The sequence below is a fragment of the Providencia sp. PROV267 genome (genome assembly GCF_028477825.1).
Classification (GTDB): Bacteria; Pseudomonadota; Gammaproteobacteria; order Enterobacterales; family Enterobacteriaceae; genus Providencia; species Providencia stuartii.
In genome coordinates, this window is record NZ_JAMPLX010000001.1 from 109,185 (window position 1) to 124,887 (window position 15,703).

General features: G+C 41.0%; 14 protein-coding genes. 10 read left to right on the forward strand and 4 right to left on the reverse strand.

Going from position 1 to position 15,703, the window contains the following annotated elements:
* Positions 1-3 precede the first annotated feature (3 nt).
* The 3 genes from purF to PR709_RS00485 all read left to right on the forward strand — a co-directional run bounded on the left by purF (position 4) and on the right by PR709_RS00485 (position 3,397).
* Positions 4-1,521, forward strand: coding sequence for an amidophosphoribosyltransferase (purF, locus tag PR709_RS00475; RefSeq protein ID WP_004921177.1), 1,518 nt, complete (start codon positions 4-6; stop codon positions 1,519-1,521).
* Between the two features lie 405 nt (positions 1,522-1,926).
* Complete coding sequence (locus PR709_RS00480) at positions 1,927-2,751, forward strand: YwqG family protein (RefSeq protein ID WP_004921171.1); 825 nt, start codon at positions 1,927-1,929, stop codon at positions 2,749-2,751.
* A gap of 73 nt (positions 2,752-2,824) precedes the next feature.
* On the forward strand, positions 2,825-3,397 hold the full coding sequence (locus tag PR709_RS00485; protein ID WP_004921169.1) for a UbiX family flavin prenyltransferase: 573 nt from the start codon (positions 2,825-2,827) through the stop codon (positions 3,395-3,397).
* 85 nt (positions 3,398-3,482) lie between these two features.
* Here PR709_RS00485 and PR709_RS00490 read toward each other — a convergent pair whose 3' ends face one another.
* Complete coding sequence (locus tag PR709_RS00490; RefSeq protein ID WP_004921167.1) at positions 3,483-4,400, reverse strand: TIGR01777 family oxidoreductase; 918 nt, start codon at positions 4,398-4,400, stop codon at positions 3,483-3,485.
* A gap of 298 nt (positions 4,401-4,698) precedes the next feature.
* Here PR709_RS00490 and yfcD point away from each other — a divergent pair, with 298 nt between their 5' ends.
* From yfcD to PR709_RS00510, 4 genes are all read left to right on the forward strand, one after another.
* On the forward strand, positions 4,699-5,241 hold the full coding sequence (yfcD, locus tag PR709_RS00495) for an NUDIX hydrolase YfcD (protein WP_004921163.1): 543 nt from the start codon (positions 4,699-4,701) through the stop codon (positions 5,239-5,241).
* Positions 5,242-5,444: 203 nt separating this feature from the next.
* Positions 5,445-6,680: a M24 family metallopeptidase gene (locus PR709_RS00500; RefSeq protein WP_272570685.1), complete on the forward strand. Its 1,236-nt coding sequence runs from the start codon at positions 5,445-5,447 to the stop codon at positions 6,678-6,680.
* Positions 6,681-6,698: 18 nt separating this feature from the next.
* The gene (locus tag PR709_RS00505; protein WP_004921159.1) at positions 6,699-6,896 is read left to right on the forward strand and encodes a DUF3311 domain-containing protein; all 198 of its coding nucleotides are present in this window, start codon (positions 6,699-6,701) and stop codon (positions 6,894-6,896) included.
* The gene (locus PR709_RS00510) at positions 6,893-8,347 is read left to right on the forward strand and encodes a sodium:solute symporter family protein (RefSeq protein WP_004921157.1); all 1,455 of its coding nucleotides are present in this window, start codon (positions 6,893-6,895) and stop codon (positions 8,345-8,347) included. Before PR709_RS00505 ends, PR709_RS00510 begins: the two co-directional genes overlap by 4 nt.
* A 119-nt stretch (positions 8,348-8,466) precedes the next feature.
* On the opposite strand, the gene PR709_RS00515 is transcribed toward PR709_RS00510, so the two are convergent.
* The 3 genes from PR709_RS00515 to ackA all read right to left on the reverse strand — a co-directional run bounded on the left by PR709_RS00515 (position 8,467) and on the right by ackA (position 13,250).
* Positions 8,467-9,630, reverse strand: a complete 1,164-nt coding sequence (locus PR709_RS00515; RefSeq protein WP_004921155.1) for a YopT-type cysteine protease domain-containing protein — start codon at positions 9,628-9,630, stop codon at positions 8,467-8,469.
* 190 nt (positions 9,631-9,820) lie between these two features.
* Positions 9,821-11,965 (reverse strand): phosphate acetyltransferase, encoded by a 2,145-nt coding sequence (pta, locus tag PR709_RS00520; protein WP_014656270.1) that lies wholly within the window; start codon positions 11,963-11,965, stop codon positions 9,821-9,823.
* Positions 11,966-12,047: 82 nt separating this feature from the next.
* A complete protein-coding gene (ackA, locus tag PR709_RS00525) occupies positions 12,048-13,250 on the reverse strand; it encodes an acetate kinase (protein WP_004921151.1) in 1,203 nt (400 codons plus the stop codon).
* 603 nt (positions 13,251-13,853) lie between these two features.
* Between ackA and yfbV the strand changes: the two genes are divergently transcribed.
* The 3 genes from yfbV (at position 13,854) to PR709_RS00540 (ending at position 15,626) form a co-directional block, all read left to right on the forward strand.
* The gene (yfbV, locus tag PR709_RS00530; RefSeq protein WP_004921149.1) at positions 13,854-14,309 is read left to right on the forward strand and encodes a terminus macrodomain insulation protein YfbV; all 456 of its coding nucleotides are present in this window, start codon (positions 13,854-13,856) and stop codon (positions 14,307-14,309) included.
* 127 nt (positions 14,310-14,436) lie between these two features.
* Positions 14,437-14,931: a YfbU family protein gene (locus tag PR709_RS00535; RefSeq protein ID WP_014656269.1), complete on the forward strand. Its 495-nt coding sequence runs from the start codon at positions 14,437-14,439 to the stop codon at positions 14,929-14,931.
* A 20-nt stretch (positions 14,932-14,951) separates the two neighbouring features.
* Positions 14,952-15,626, forward strand: a complete 675-nt coding sequence (locus tag PR709_RS00540) for a sugar phosphatase (protein ID WP_004921145.1) — start codon at positions 14,952-14,954, stop codon at positions 15,624-15,626.
* Positions 15,627-15,703 lie beyond the last annotated feature (77 nt).

Genomic DNA, 15,703 nt, shown 5'->3' on the forward strand with positions numbered 1-15,703 from the left:
TAAATGTGCGGTATTGTCGGTATCGCCGGTGTTACGCCGGTTAACCAATCAATTTATGATGCTTTGACGGTGCTTCAGCACCGTGGGCAAGATGCAGCAGGGATTGCTACCATTGATGGCAAAAATAATATTCGCTTACGTAAAGCGAATGGCCTCGTCAAAGATGTCTTTGAAACGCGGCACATGCTCCGACTACAAGGTAATATGGGGATCGGTCATGTCCGTTACCCAACCGCAGGTAGTTCGAGTGCATCAGAAGCGCAGCCCTTCTATGTGAATTCACCTTTTGGTATCACCCTTGCTCATAATGGTAATCTGACAAATGCGCATGAATTAACGCGCCGTTTATTTGAAACCGCCCGCCGCCATGTCAACACAACCTCCGACTCTGAGATTTTGTTGAACATCTTGGCTTATGAATTAGACCGTTTTGACCACTTTCCGTTAGAGCCAAACAATGTGTTTACGGCGGTTGCGGCAATGCATAAAAGGTTGCGTGGCGCATACGCATGTGTTGCATTGATTATTGGGCACGGTATGTTGGCGTTTCGTGACCCTTATGGTATCCGGCCATTGGTCTTGGGGCGCCGCATATTAGAAAACGGCGCACAAGAGTACATGGTCGCTTCAGAAAGTGTTGCGTTGGATACGTTAGGCTTTGAATTCTTACGTGATGTCGCACCCGGTGAAGCGGTTTATGTGACAGAGCAGGGGCAGTTGTATACTCGCCAATGTGCAGAAAACCCACAATTAACGCCTTGTTTATTTGAATACGTCTATTTTGCTCGTCCAGACTCTTTTATTGATAAGATCTCGGTTTACAATGCGAGACTACGTATGGGGCAGAAATTAGGTGCTAAAATTGCCCGTGAATGGGAAGATCTGCAAATTGATGTGGTTATTCCAATTCCAGAAACCTCTTGCGATATCGCCCTAGAAATTGCCCACATATTAGATAAACCATATCGCCAAGGATTTGTCAAAAATCGCTATGTGGGGCGCACCTTTATCATGCCAGGCCAGCAGGAGCGTCGTAAGTCGGTGCGTCGTAAGCTCAATGCAAATCGTGCAGAGTTTCGTGATAAAAACGTATTGTTAGTGGATGACTCTATCGTGCGTGGCACGACCTCAGAGCAGATTGTCGAACTCGCTCGTGAAGCTGGCGCGAAAAACGTCTATTTTGCTTCCGCTGCACCAGAAGTGCGTTTCCCAAATGTGTATGGCATCGATATGCCGAACGCGAATGAATTGATCGCCCATGGGCGTGAAGTCGATGAAATTCGTAAACTGATTGGGGCAGATGGATTAATTTTCCAAGATCTGAATGACTTGGTTGATGCCGTTCGTGAAGAGAATCCAGAAATTAATGAGTTCGAGTGCTCTGTATTTGATGGTATCTATGTCACAAAAGATATTGACCAAACTTACTTAGATTATTTAGAAAATCTCCGTAAAGACGATGAATTAAAAATTAAAGATCAAAATGAAATTGAGAACCTAGAAATTTATAACGAAGGTTAATCATTTCTTTATACATATTAAGAATGCCAGCGAGATGATTACTGGCATTTTTTTATTCACCGCGATTGATTCTACAAATACTTTTCAATAAAAACATTCAAAAAAACTGCATATATTTTAATCTTTAAATTAGTCAGTGATGAAAACAGTTGCTAACCTGAAATCGGTTTCTTGCTCTTATTTAATCACCATAAGCGATTTTTATTTGATTACCAGATACCAAAAGACAATAAAGATATTAGGCTCTTATTTGAGATAAAATAGGTAATTAATCGTTGTGAAATCAATATTTAAGTTAGGAATTAAAAGCACGTTATTAAAATAAAAATTTCCAGTTATATCTGATATATTGCTGTTTTTAATTGAGTATCTTGTTGTGAATATCCTCATGCATCTGGAGTTCTCATGATTGACCTAACAGCCTTACCCGATAACTTAAAGCCTTTTGTTGATAAAATCACGGCTACAGCTAAACCAACCATAGAGATGCAACTCACGCCTGTTGAACAGCCGATTTTGTGGGAAAGTCGTATTGGTGGCATGCCTTATTTGCCTTTAGGCTCAGATTTTCCTGTCGATAGTGATGGCATTCCTTTAAAACTATTGGCACAAATTAATTTCGCACAAATGCCGCCACTTGAAAACTATCCAACAACTGGATTATTGCAGTTTTTTATCGGCGGTGATGATTTGTATGGTGCGGATTTTGATGATCTACAAACCCAAAACGGTTTTCGCGTCATCTATTGGGAGAGTGTTATTGAAGATAACGCAAAACTCCAACAAGACTTCTCCACCATTGAAGCCGCTTATGAAGATGAGTATTACTCACCAATAGAAGGGCAGTTTAGTCTCGAATTCACACCCGCGACACAATATATCAGCTCGAACGACTTTCAGTTTGGCCGCAAAATTTTAGATGTTGATGATCTGTATGATTACGAAGATCAGTTTGAAGGCGAGGATTTTTACGATGAATGGCTAGAACCCTACAATGAACACTTTGCGTCGAACGGTCATCGTATTGGCGGCTATCCTTTCTTTACTCAAACCGACCCTAGAGAGTATCGTAAAGAAATTCAGGACTATGTATTGTTACTGCAAATCGACAGTGATTATGAAACTGGCATTTTATGGGGCGATATTGGCGTCGGTAACTTTTTTATTCATCCTGAAGATTTAAAAAATAAAGATTTTAGCAAAGTGGTCTATAACTGGGATTGTGGTTGATAGATTTAAGGGCTTTTCATTGCGATAATTGCTACTATGGTTGTTGGTGATATCGAATCGTGCGGGGAGCAGAATGAAGAAGCTAATCATTGGGTTAACAGGAGCAAGTGGCGCAATCTATGGCGTTAGGTTATTAGAGGTGCTAAAACCTGTTAAGAATGTGGAAACCCATTTAGTGATGAGCGCAGCGGCCCGTCAAACCTTATCATTAGAAACACATTATAGTGTCAAAGAGGTTCAGCAATTAGCTGATCATCATTATGATAGCCGCGATATCGCCGCGGCTATTTCTTCCGGCTCCTTTCGTACAACGGGTATGGTGATTATGCCATGCACCATGAAAACACTTTCTGGCATTGTACACAGCTATACCGACACATTAGTCACTCGTGCTGCCGATGTGGTCTTGAAAGAAGGTAAAAAACTCGTTCTAGGGGTACGTGAAACACCGCTGCATTTAGGGCATTTAAAGTTACTGGTGCAAGCGGCTGAAATGGGAGCGGTCATTATGCCGCCAATGCCAGCCTTTTATCATCAGCCTAAATCCATTCAAGATATTGTTGACCAAACAGTGAACCGAATCCTCGATCAATTTGATATTGAATTAGACCAAGATTTATTTACCCGCTGGCAGGGAGGGAAGTAGTTTTATTCGATTGCCAGTTATAAATTGTCGCCGTTTAGTTAATCTACTGACCATGACGCATTGAATGGTCAGTAGCCTGCTCAAACTAGCTCGTTGAACTATCACGTGTTTTAAATAAATCTTCTAAGGCGATTTTTAACTCAATATATTCAAATTGAAAACCCGCCTCTTCCAAGCGCTTTGGGATAGCTTGCTGCCCACCAAGCACTAACGTCGCTGCTTCACCCAAAATGGCCTTAATCATAAAGGCGGGAGTTCGAACAAAAGCGGGGCGGTTAATGACCTCGCCTAAAATAGCGGCAAATTGGTCATTATGGACAGGATAAGGCGCTGTCATATTAAAGGGGCCTGATAAAGTTGGGTTATCGAGCAAAAAACAGATAGCATTGACCATATCGTTAATATGTATCCATGGCATAAATTGTTTGCCATGACCAATTGGGCCACCAGCTCCCATTTTAAAGATAGGAAGGACTTTTGCGAGCGCACCTCCGTTTAATGACATCACAATGCCTGTACGTAATAAACAAACGCGGGTCGATGGTGATTGCGCATTTTGAGCAAGGGCTTCCCAATGTTGGCAGAGTTGATGAGTAAATTCATCGTGTGGCTGCTCTGATTCTGTGACAACGGCTTGGCCTTGATCGCCATAATAACCAACCGCAGAGCCAGATAAAAAAGTATGCGGTGGTGTTTTACTTGCAGCGATTAATTCAGTTAAGCGTTGAGTGATTTTCCATCGGCTATCACACAACAATTTTTTCTGTTCATCACTCCAGCGCTTTTCAGCGATAGGCTCCCCAGCAAGGTTAATCACAGCATCAAAATCATTGAGATCTTGCTTATCCTGTAGTGAAGTCCAACATTCGATAGCCTTACAAAAGCGGCTGTAGACTTTCTGCGGGGAACGGCTTAGCACTGTTACCTTATCAGAGCGAGCAACAAGCCGTTGTACGAGAGGTGTACCAATTAAACCGGTACCACCGGTAATAAGTATCCGCATAATCGCCTCCTGTGAAAAATTGGACTAATCAGTGTAAAGCTTATCTGAGCTAACTATAGCAGCTACTCAGAAAATTTGCTGAGACTGCATTGCATTTCCTAAAAATTCGCTTGTTGTTCCTGTAAATAGCCTATTATTAAAGCTCCTGCAACATGAAATCAATACTCAAATTTGTGTGCTATCACTTGCAAGGGGAACGTGAAAAGCATACCTTGTTACAGACTGTTTGCTTGACCGATTTCGGCAATAGTTCTATGGCATAAAAACTGTGTTAACAGGTTAAAAAAAGGTTTTAAGGATGGAAGAACAAACCGAAGTGGTTGAATGGGTTGACATTGTTGATGAGAACAATGAGGTTATCGCTCAGGCCACACGTAGCCAGATGCGAGCAGAAAACTTGCGCCATCGTGCTACTTACATTGTTGTCCATGATGGAATGGGCAAAATATTGGTACAAAGGCGAACGGATAGTAAAGATTTCTATCCGGGCTACTTAGATGCGACTGCTGGCGGAGTGGTGACTCAAGGTGAAAATATTTTAGATTCTGCTAAGCGTGAAGCAGAAGAAGAATTAGGCATTGCAGGCGTGCCGTTTGCTGAACATGGCTTATTTTATTATGAAGGCGAAAACTGCCGTATATGGGGCGGTCTGTTTAGTTGTGTGAGCCATGGCCCTTTTGCATTGCAAGAGTCTGAGGTGGTTGAGGTGAATTGGTTAACGCCAGCCGAAATTAGTGCTCGTTGTGATGAATTTACCCCTGACTCCTTAAAAGCGCTCTCTTTATGGTTAACACGGAATAATGAGTTTGAGAAAGCTATTTCGTGTGCAAATAATTCGTAACTTAACGACTTAAATTGATAAGGGCTATGCTTTAGCCCTTTAATTCATACTGTCTTCTATTCTATAGTGTTACTGATACTATATTATAACTATTAGTTATAATTAATAAGTGGGCTATTTGATATATTTATATGCCCACTGAATTATGCCTTCCTGCTAATTAATTCTTGGTCACCATGTTGCACCATCCGAGAGAATAAATAATGACAATTCATAAAGATGTATCTTCTTTAAAACAACAACACCTACAAAATGTCACGAATAAAGCCCGTGCGATTATGGAGCGAAAGGGGATTGAAGCCCTCGTAGCTACCGTGGGAGATAATTTTTATCACTTAACCGGTTTTGCTAGTTTCTTCATGTATACCTTTAGGCAAACAGGCTCGGCGATCGCGGTAATTTTTCGTGACCCATCAGTGAAATCGCTGGTGATTATGAATGAATTTGAGGCTGCAAATTTGCAATTGGAAATGCCTAATGCACAAGTGCGTACATTCCCAATATGGGTTGATGTGGATGATCCTTATCACCCTGATAATGGCAAAGTTGTTAAGCAAAGGCCTATTCATAGCCCGATTGAGACTATTTTTACGCTATTAAAAGATGCGCTGGCCGAAGCCGATGTATATGGTAAACCTGTCGCCATTGAATTGGGTCAAATCAGCCATATGGGGAAAGTGTGGCTAGACAAGGTGATCCCAGAATTAAATCTAGTGGATTCCGCTCCGCTCTTCAATGAATTGCGCGTTATCAAGAGTGAATGGGAAATCGCTCACTTAAGAAAAAGTGCTCAAATTACAGAAGCGGGTATTCAAGCTGCTAGCGAATTAATCAAAGTGGGTTGTACTTCCGCTGAATTAACCGCAGCTTTTAAAGCTAAAGTGATGGAGTTTCCAGAAACTAACTACAGTCGTTTCAATTTAATTTCAGTCGGCAGTGATTTCTCCCCAAAAATGCTACCGGAAAATGTGCCTGCGAAAGAAGGGGATCTTATTAAATTCGATTGTGGTGTTGATGTTGCGGGATATGGGGCTGATATTGCAAGAACCTTTGTCGTTGGCAATGCTAACGATAAAGTTAAAGAGATTTATCAAACCATACATAAAGGCCATGAATACATGCTCAACCGTGTCGCTCCCGGGGTACGTTTAAGTGATGTGTTCAATGAAACCATGGCATTAATTCGCTGTTCTGGCTTACCACACTATAACCGTGGTCACTTAGGGCATGGAGATGGTGTATTTGTCGGGTTAGAAGAAGCCCCTTTTGTGAGTGCAGCGACGACTGATGTGTTTCAGCCGGGAATGGTGATGAGCCTAGAAACACCTTATTACGGTATCGGCATTGGCAGCATTATGATTGAAGACATGCTGCTAGTCACTGAAGAGGGAGTTGAGATGCTCAGCCATTTGCCACGTCATTTGGTTTCTGGTGGTTAAGTAAGAAGGAATTAATGTATGAAATGGTATCACTTTTTGGTGATCTTCCCGCTACTGGCTCTAACTGTGGGTATTTACTATGCCAATCGCGTAGAGCCTTTTGTTATGGGATTGCCTTTTTTAATGTTTTGGATTGTGGCTTGGGTGGTGATCAGCGCTTTAATTATGCTGCTAATTAATATTTTAGACTCTAAAAAGAATAAGGAAAAACAATGAGCTACGCTTTAGTTGTCATTACACTGTTTTTCCTATTGAGTATCTACCTTGCATTGAGGTCGAAAAAAGGTAAAACCATGGATCACGAAGGGTGGTCTGTTGGTGGACGTAGTTATGGCGCTTTATTAGTCTTTTTACTCAGTGCAGGTGAAATTTATACTACCTTTACTTTTTTAGGGGGGAGTGGCTGGGCATATGGGAAAGGGCCTGCCATATTATACACATTGGCGGTTAATGCTTTTATGGGGATATTTCTATATTGGGTGCATCCTCGTGTATGGCGATTTGCTAAGCAGAATGATATTAGAACCATCTCTGACTTTTTTGGGGCAAAATATCAAAGCCAAGGCTTAGCACTATTGATTAGCCTAATTTCCATTGTGGCGATGGTGCCCCTTTTCGTATTGCAGCTTAAAGGGCTTGGTATTATTGTTTCTCAAGCCTCTTATGGTGCTATTCCCGCAGATATGGCGATTTGGATAGGCATCATTGCAGTGACCTTGTTTGTGATGATTTCAGGTATTCATGGTTCAGCATGGACATCGGCATTAAAAGATTTGATGATCTTAATTGTTGTTGTCTTTATCGGTGTTTATATTCCCTTGCATTACTACGGTAGTTTTGGCGATATGTTCCGTGCTATCGATACGGCTAGCCCAGGCTTTCTGACATTTTCTGAGCAGGGATTGAATATTCCGTGGTATATCTCAACTATCTTTTTATCTGTAGTGGCTTATTTTTGCTGGCCGCACTATATGGCCGCCGTATTTACAGCTAAAGATGAAAAGTCATTAAAGCGTAATAGTATTCTCATTCCTGCATACAGCTTGATTATGCTGTTCGCGTTCTTTGTTGGTTATGCTGCAATATTACAAATACCGCATCTTGATGGCTCAATGGTGGATTTATCGTTATTTGAGATCGCTAAAACCACATTTTCACCGCTTATTGTTGGTCTTATTGGTGCCGCGGGTATGCTGACGGCATTAGTACCTGGTTCAATGTTATTATTGACGACGTCTAATATGTTGGCGGGAGTGGTGCAAAAAGCATTAAATGTGAGTGAAGAGAAACGTCAATCAGGGATTTATGCGCGTTTTATGGTGCCTTTGGTTGCGTTAGTGAGTTTGTACTTTATTTTTCACAGCAACGACACATTAGTGGCTATCATGTTATTAGGTGTTAATATTGTCGCACAATTTTTCCCCGCGTTATTGATGAGCTTTAGAAAACATAACCCTATGACGGCGACGGGGGCAATGGCTGGTATTATCGCAGGGGTCATTTTCCTTGCAGTGACTTATATTGAGCACATTTCGTTATCGCAACTGTTCCCTTGGTTAGGCAAAGGGCTTGAATTTATGAATATCGGTATCGCTGCATTTGTGTTAAATATTATTGTTGCAACGGTCGTATCGTTATTGATAGGTAGAAAGCAAAAAGCGATTTAGATGTTATCGTTGATAGGGCAGTGTTTTTGCCCTATCAATCAGTTAGTTATTTCTAATAGGTGGTGTAGCGGTTATTTGCTGGTATGGTTTTTAATATTTTAGTTTTATAACCCCATAAGTTAAATTGTTTTTCTGTGATGTTTTAATTTGCTACTTTTCATTCTTAATGCTTTTGCATCTTGGTTTACCAAGCGCTCATCTATTCTTGGTGCTTGGATATAATTGAATGTTTGATTTGCAGCCAGTGAGCTAGACAAACTGACAGTTTTTTCTTCAGTTTTGGCTCTCATTTCAAACTTATATGACTTATCATTAAACAGAGCATCTAAGAAGTTAAAAAAATGACTTTTATCGGTTGTTTTAAATAGTCCTTTATTCGGTTCGAAAAATTCAAAAATAGGTTTGCCATTTCTATATTTAACGACAATTCCCATTGAGTGCGTTTGACTGCACAGGTTACCAATAATATCCTTTTTCTTTATTAAGCAATCTTCAATGTGTGCTTTTAATTCTTTGGATGTAAAGGTGATATCGAAATCAATAGATGTAATTGAGTCATAATGTATATTTTGTATATTTTCAAGCTGTGTTAATCTTTCTTTTGTAAGCTTTAAATAATAATCTTTCACTAAAGAGAAAAATAGTGGAAAGCGCAGTGAGTCTATTTCGCTTTCATTCTGAAAACATTTTGAAGAGACATCACTAACTAAGTTATTATAACGGTTTTTTTCTAACTTAAGAGGAGGATTAAGTGCATCATGATAAACTTTATTGATAAACTCGTGTAGCTCTAGATATAAATGTTTTTCATCCTCTTTAATTGATAACGTGTTTTTTTGAAATAACCTATTTATGTAATCACAGTCATCTTCATTATATTCTTTTTTTATTTTATTGAATTTATTCAGTATGTCTCTTAAAAAATAAATCATGTGATGATGATTTTGAATGTTCCTAGCTTTATTGAAATTCTGATTTAACAAGGCTTCACTATGTTTTTTAAAGGCTTTATAATGATAGGTGTCTTTTAAAAAATCAACCAACTTTATTTTTTTTATGTTTTTATAAGCGTTATATGTCTCAGTGACATAGATCTCTTCTTGGTTTGCATGAGCATAATATAAAAAAGAGTTAGTTAGCCCATAACAGATCCCATCTTGTAAACTTTTCATATTATCTACCCCAATTATTTTTTTAGAAAAATTATTTTTTGAGGTGTTTTTAAAATGGTTGATAATATCAACTTGCTCAAATTTTACTGAATATTTAAAAGCATCTAGCATGCTCATCTCCGCGCTTAATTATATTTTAAATGTTCCTTTATTATTACTATTAATGGTAATTAATCTTGCAATTTTCAGCAGTTAAGAGGAGATGAGGAAAAGCGTCTCGCGTATTTTTGTTAGATAAAACAAAGCCAACCGTTTTTGTTCAGTTGGCTTTTTAATTAAGACAAAATGCTAATAATTTATATTAGGCATTTTCATTTTGTACGGCTTGGATCGCTGTCAGAGCAACGGTGTAAACAATATCATCGACCAATGCACCACGTGATAGGTCGTTAACCGGTTTACGCATACCTTGCAGCATTGGACCAATAGAAACGAGGTCGGCTGAACGCTGAACCGCTTTATAAGTCGTGTTACCCGTGTTCAAGTCAGGGAAAATAAACACGGTAGCTTTACCTGCAACAGGTGAGTTTGGTGCTTTTGATTTCGCGACATCTGCCATCACAGCCGCATCATACTGCAATGGACCATCAATCATTAAGTCTGGACGTTTTTCTTGTGCTAAACGAGTTGCTTCACGCACTTTCTCAACGTCACTTCCTGCACCTGAATTACCAGTAGAGTAGGAGATCATTGCAACACGAGGTTCGATACCAAAGGCTTTCGCGGAATCTGCTGATTGGATAGCAATCTCTGACAGTTGCTCTGCGGTTGGGTCTGGGTTGATCGCACAGTCACCATAAACGAAGACTTGCTCAGGGAGTAGCATAAAGAAGACAGAAGAGACTAATGAGCTACCCGGCGCTGTTTTGATCAATTGCAGAGGTGGACGGATAGTATTTGCTGTGGTGTGGACGGCACCGGATACGAGACCATCAACTTCACCTTTTTCGAGCATTAATGTACCCAAAACAACATTGTCTTCAAGTTGCTCACGAGCAACAACTTCGGTCATGCCTTTGTTTTTGCGTAGCTCAACTAGGCGAGCAACATAATCTTCGCGTACCTTCACAGGATCAACGATTTCGATGCCTGTACCAAGCTCAATACCTTGCGCAGCAGCGACGCGGCGAATATCTTCTGGATTACCTAACAGTACGCAAGTTGCAATACCACGCTCTGCACAGATAGAGGCAGCCTTAACCGTACGTGGCTCATCACCTTCTGGTAAAACAATACGCTTACCGGCTTTACGTGCTAGTTCAGTTAATTGATAACGGAAAGCAGGTGGTGATAGGCGGTTAGGACGCTCAGAATCAGCCACGAGTGATTCAATCCATTCACTGCTAATATGACGAGCAACGTAGTTTTGAATTTTTTCAATACGTTCATGGTCATCCGCAGGCACTTCTAAGCTGAAACTTTGTAGATTCAGTGAAGTTTGCCATGTATTGCTTTTCACCATAAATACAGGTAGACCTGTTTCAAAAGCTTGTTCACAGAGTTGGCGAATAGGCTCGTCGATTTGGTAGCCGCCAGTTAGCAGGATTGCACCAATTTCAACGCCATTCATTGCCGCAAGAGACGCAGAAACTAATACATCTGGGCGGTCTGCCGAAGTCACTAAGAGTGAACCCGGGCGGAAATGCTCAAGCATATGAGGAATACTACGAGCACAAAAAGTCACTGATTTCACGCGGCGAGTATTGATTTCACCTTCATTAACAACGTCGGCATTCAAGTGTCTTGCCATGTCGATGGCACGCGTTGCAATCAGGTCAAAGTTCCAAGGGATTGATGCTAGAACCGGTAGACTTAGGCACTCTAAATCTTTTGCTGTGATATTCGCAATGGTTGCTTTGGTCGAATCATCAAAGATTTCAGAGAGGTCAGGGCGAGTACGACCTTGCTCATCAACAGGGGCATTCACTTTATTGACGATAACCCCGATAATATTTTTATTGCGTTGGCCGCCGAATTCGTTACGTACTAACTCAAGGCGCTCTTTCATTTGAGTTATATTGCTGTTACCCGGTGCGGTGACAAACACAATTTCTGCACCTAAGGTTTTTGCGATGTCATAGTTCAGAGACTGTGCAAAAGAGTGCTTACGCGTTGGCACTAAACCTTCGATTAATACCACTTCAGCATTTTTAGTTTGCTCATGATAACGGGCAACAATCTCTTCCATAAGCACGTCTTTTTTTGAAGAGGTCAGTAATGACTCTACATATTCCATTTTTAATGGTTCGACGATAGTGGTGAGACTTGAATGAGAGCGTAAAACTTCAGTGGTTTGATCTTTACTACCGGAAATACGTGGCTGAGCGATAGGTTTAAATACGCTCAACTGGACACCTTTTTGTTCCATTGAACGAACGACACCTAAGCTGACGCTGGTCAAACCAACGCTAGTGCCGGTAGGAATTAACATAATTGTACGAGACACGGGAACCTCTTTAATCGGTTACTCTAATAAAACAGTATCATAAAGTAGTACCGCCAGCGGGTTAGGCTGGCGGTAGAGAATCTTAAGCGGTTAAGCGTGCTGAATCTTGAGCAATCACTAACTCTTCGTTAGTTGGGATAACCAGCGCAGGGCGGCTGTTATCTGTGGTGATTAAGCCTTCTTTACCGAAACGTGCAGCTAAGTTGCGCTCATGGTCGCACTCGAAGCCAAGTAGAGCCAGTTTCTTCAGCGTTAACTCACGTACTTGCGCAGAGTTTTCGCCGATACCGCCAGTAAAGATAATGGCATCAAGACGGCCTTCCATCAATGCACAGTATGCACCGACATATTTCGCTAAGCGATGGCAGAAAACGTCCATAGCGCGTTTAGCGTCGGCTTTGGTTGCATAGTTATCTTCAACATAACGGCAGTCACTAGTCACACCGGTTAAGCCGAGAAGGCCAGACTCTTTTGTTAGCAACTTGTTGATCTGCTCAACGCTCATGCCGAGTGAGTCATGTAGATGGAAAATGATCGCAGGGTCGATATCACCACTACGCGTTCCCATGACTAAGCCTTCTAATGGCGTCAGACCCATAGAGGTGTCAACACATTGACCGTTAACAACCGCCGTCACCGAGCCACCATTACCTAAATGGCAGGTAATAACGTTAAGCTCTTCAACCGGTTTATTCAATTTTTTCGCCGCTTCACGGGAGACATAGTAGTGGCTAGTTCCGTGAGCGCCATAACGACGGATACCATGCTCTTCATATAATTCATATGGTAGTGCATATAGGTAAGCTTCTTCAGGCATAGTTTGATGGAACGCAGTGTCGAAAACCGCTACGTTTTTGTGTACTAAATGAGGGAATGCCTTTCTCGCTTCCTCGATACCAATCAAGTGAGCTGGATTATGCAAAGGTGCAAATGGCACTGCTGCTTTAATGCCTTCAACGACGTCGTCATTGATCAAAACAGATGAGGTGAATTTCTCGCCACCATGAACAATACGGTGACCAATAGAAGAAATTTGAGCAGACAACTCAGGTTTTGCTGCAAGAATAGTGTTAACAATGAAGTTCAGTGCTTCACTGTGTGCCGCGCCTGCACCTAATTCAGCTTCATGCTTAGCGCCGTCCATTTTCCACTTAATACGAGCTTCAGGCAGATTAAAGCATTCAGCTAATCCAGATAAATATTCATCGCCATTGGTTGGATCGATGATGGCGAATTTCAGTGAGGAGCTACCGCAGTTTAGTACCAGTACCAGCTTACTTGACATGGAAATACCTATCGTTAATTGTTGTTGTGAAGCCTTTAAGTTGCAAAAGCATAAAAAGACTTTGTAAAAAGTATGGTATCGCTAGAGACTAGCGCATTTGACACCTGATATTTCATGATTGATATCAATGATAATGTCAAAACTACATGTATCGGTGCCTAATAAAGGGTTAAAAAAGCCGTGTTTTTAATTGCATTAAGCGCATGATGAGTGAACTTAATGACTGGCGTTGAAATAACACGCAAAAACCCCAATATATATCAAAGCTGTAGAACAATTGAAATCAAGCATAAATTAACAGACTTCTACAGCGATGCTAAATGCGGCCAATTCTACTAAAATTATTTTATATTTTGTATGTTTTTTTTAGAAATGGCCGGTTTGATTGATTAAAATCATAAGCACCGTAAAAAATACGCATTTTATGCAAATTTACCTATCAATCAGGATAGCTGATTTCGCCAAAAATGATCAGATTTGTGCGGCAATAATTGAAAATTATCTATTTGTGCTTATTCATAGGCATTGCTGTTAAAATGGCGTAAGGTAAGTATTAAATGTGTTATTTCTTTATATAGGTTTGCGAGTCATAGGAAGGAATGTATGAGTACATTACAAAACTCACCATCGGGTTTTTTTAAACGATTTAGGTTGGGGAACCTGTACCTAAAAACGTTTCCTATGGAGAAAAAGTTAACCCCTATCTTCCCTGAATTGCGCATGATCAAGGCGACTCGGTTTGGTATTCGCTATATGCCGCCTATTGCTATCTTTACACTGACTTGGCAAATCGCACTAGGGGGAGACCTCGGTCCTGCGGTTGCAACAGCACTATTTGCTTGCAGTTTACCGATGCAGGGTTTGTGGTGGCTTGGTAAAAGAGCATCGACTCCACTTCCCGCCAGTTTGTTGAGTTGGTTCTACGAAATTCGAGAAAAATTTGTACAAGCAGGGATTGCGATGGCACCTGTAGAAGGGCAGCCTGATTACTTGGCATTAGCACAATTGTTACAACGAGCATTTAAGCAATTAGATAAGTCATTTATGGACGATATTTAAATTAAAAGTCCGATTTAACAACAAGTAACGCAAAAAGCCTGTCTAGATCAATAAAAGTGATGTTTTCACTGTCCATCATGAAATTTGAATGCGAAGATGAGCTAAAAATTTTCCGAGGAGAAGCATGATGGAAATGACCAACGCACAACGCCTAATTTTATCTAACCAATATAAAATGATGACTATGCTCGATCCTGAAAATGCGGATCGTTATCGCCGTCTACAAACGATTGTAGAGCGGGGTTTTGGTTTGCAAATGCGTGAGCTTGATAGAGATTTTGGTGAATTAAGTGAAAGCACTTGCCGTACCGTCATTGATATTATGGAAATGTATCATGCTTTACAGGTCTCATATGGCAATATGAGTGACCCACAAGGCATTGACGCGCGTCGAGTACAATTTTTAGGTTTTGATGCAGCAACAGAGGCGCGTTATTTGAGTTATGTTCGCTTTATGGTTAATACGGAAGGTCGCTATACGCATTTCGATAGCGGAACTCATGGTTTCAACTCACAAACACCAATGTGGGATAAATATGTGCGGATGCTGGGGATCTGGCGTGCATGTCCTCGCCAATACCACCTATCTGCGGTAGAGATTAGTCAAATTATTAACGCATAATGCGTTTGTAAGGGGTAAAAGTGGAGTTAAAAGCAAAAGGTTTTCTATTTGATCTTGATGGTACACTTGTCGATTCATTAGCTGTTGTTGAGCGCTGCTGGTGCTTATTTGGTAAAGAGATAGGGGTAGCGCCAGAAGAAATCATTCGTTTTATCCATGGGAAACCAGCGCTAACCAGTTTACGCCACTTTATGCCTGATGCCAGTGAAGACGAAATTAATGCTCGTTTTCGCTGGTTAGAAGAAATGGAAGCTTCCGACACTGAAGGTGTTATTGCGTTATCAGGCGCCGTAGCACTGCTCACCCGTTTAGAGGAGTTAGGGGTGCCTTGGGCTATCGTAACCTCAGGAACCGTACCGATAGCGCATGGTCGTCAACGAGCAGCAGGATTACCTGAACCCAAACATTGGGTCACATTTGAAAAAGTGACAAAAGGTAAGCCTGATCCTGAACCTTTCCTATTAGGGGCAAAATGCCTAAATTTAGATCCACAAGCGTGTATTGCATTTGAAGATGCACAAGCAGGCATTCACTCAGCCCTTGATGCAGGCTGCCAAGTGGTCGCTGTTCATGCCCCAGAGAGTATGCCAAGAAGAGAACAAATTCATGCAATAATCAGTTCATTAACGCAAATTTCGGTATCTGGCCCAGACAAAAATGGTGTTTTCACACTATCTGTATCAAAAAATGTTTAATACCGAATTAATCAAAGAAATTCTCCGCTAAACATGGTTAACTAAAGGAATTGATTAGCACTGTTTTTTTCGTCGAA

Bases quoted from the DNA above. Each gene is read 5' to 3' on its own strand.
- purF (WP_004921177.1), top strand. From the start codon at position 4: ATGTGCGGTATTGTCGGTATCGCCGGTGTTACGCCGGTTAACCAATCA.
- PR709_RS00480 (WP_004921171.1), top strand. From the start codon at position 1,927: ATGATTGACCTAACAGCCTTACCCGATAACTTAAAGCCTTTTGTTGAT.
- PR709_RS00485 (WP_004921169.1), top strand. From the start codon at position 2,825: ATGAAGAAGCTAATCATTGGGTTAACAGGAGCAAGTGGCGCAATCTAT.
- PR709_RS00490 (WP_004921167.1), bottom strand. From the start codon at position 4,400: ATGCGGATACTTATTACCGGTGGTACCGGTTTAATTGGTACACCTCTC.
- yfcD (WP_004921163.1), top strand. From the start codon at position 4,699: ATGGAAGAACAAACCGAAGTGGTTGAATGGGTTGACATTGTTGATGAG.
- PR709_RS00500 (WP_272570685.1), top strand. From the start codon at position 5,445: ATGACAATTCATAAAGATGTATCTTCTTTAAAACAACAACACCTACAA.
- PR709_RS00505 (WP_004921159.1), top strand. From the start codon at position 6,699: ATGAAATGGTATCACTTTTTGGTGATCTTCCCGCTACTGGCTCTAACT.
- PR709_RS00510 (WP_004921157.1), top strand. From the start codon at position 6,893: ATGAGCTACGCTTTAGTTGTCATTACACTGTTTTTCCTATTGAGTATC.
- PR709_RS00515 (WP_004921155.1), bottom strand. From the start codon at position 9,630: ATGCTAGATGCTTTTAAATATTCAGTAAAATTTGAGCAAGTTGATATT.
- ackA (WP_004921151.1), bottom strand. From the start codon at position 13,250: ATGTCAAGTAAGCTGGTACTGGTACTAAACTGCGGTAGCTCCTCACTG.
- yfbV (WP_004921149.1), top strand. From the start codon at position 13,854: ATGAGTACATTACAAAACTCACCATCGGGTTTTTTTAAACGATTTAGG.
- PR709_RS00535 (WP_014656269.1), top strand. From the start codon at position 14,437: ATGGAAATGACCAACGCACAACGCCTAATTTTATCTAACCAATATAAA.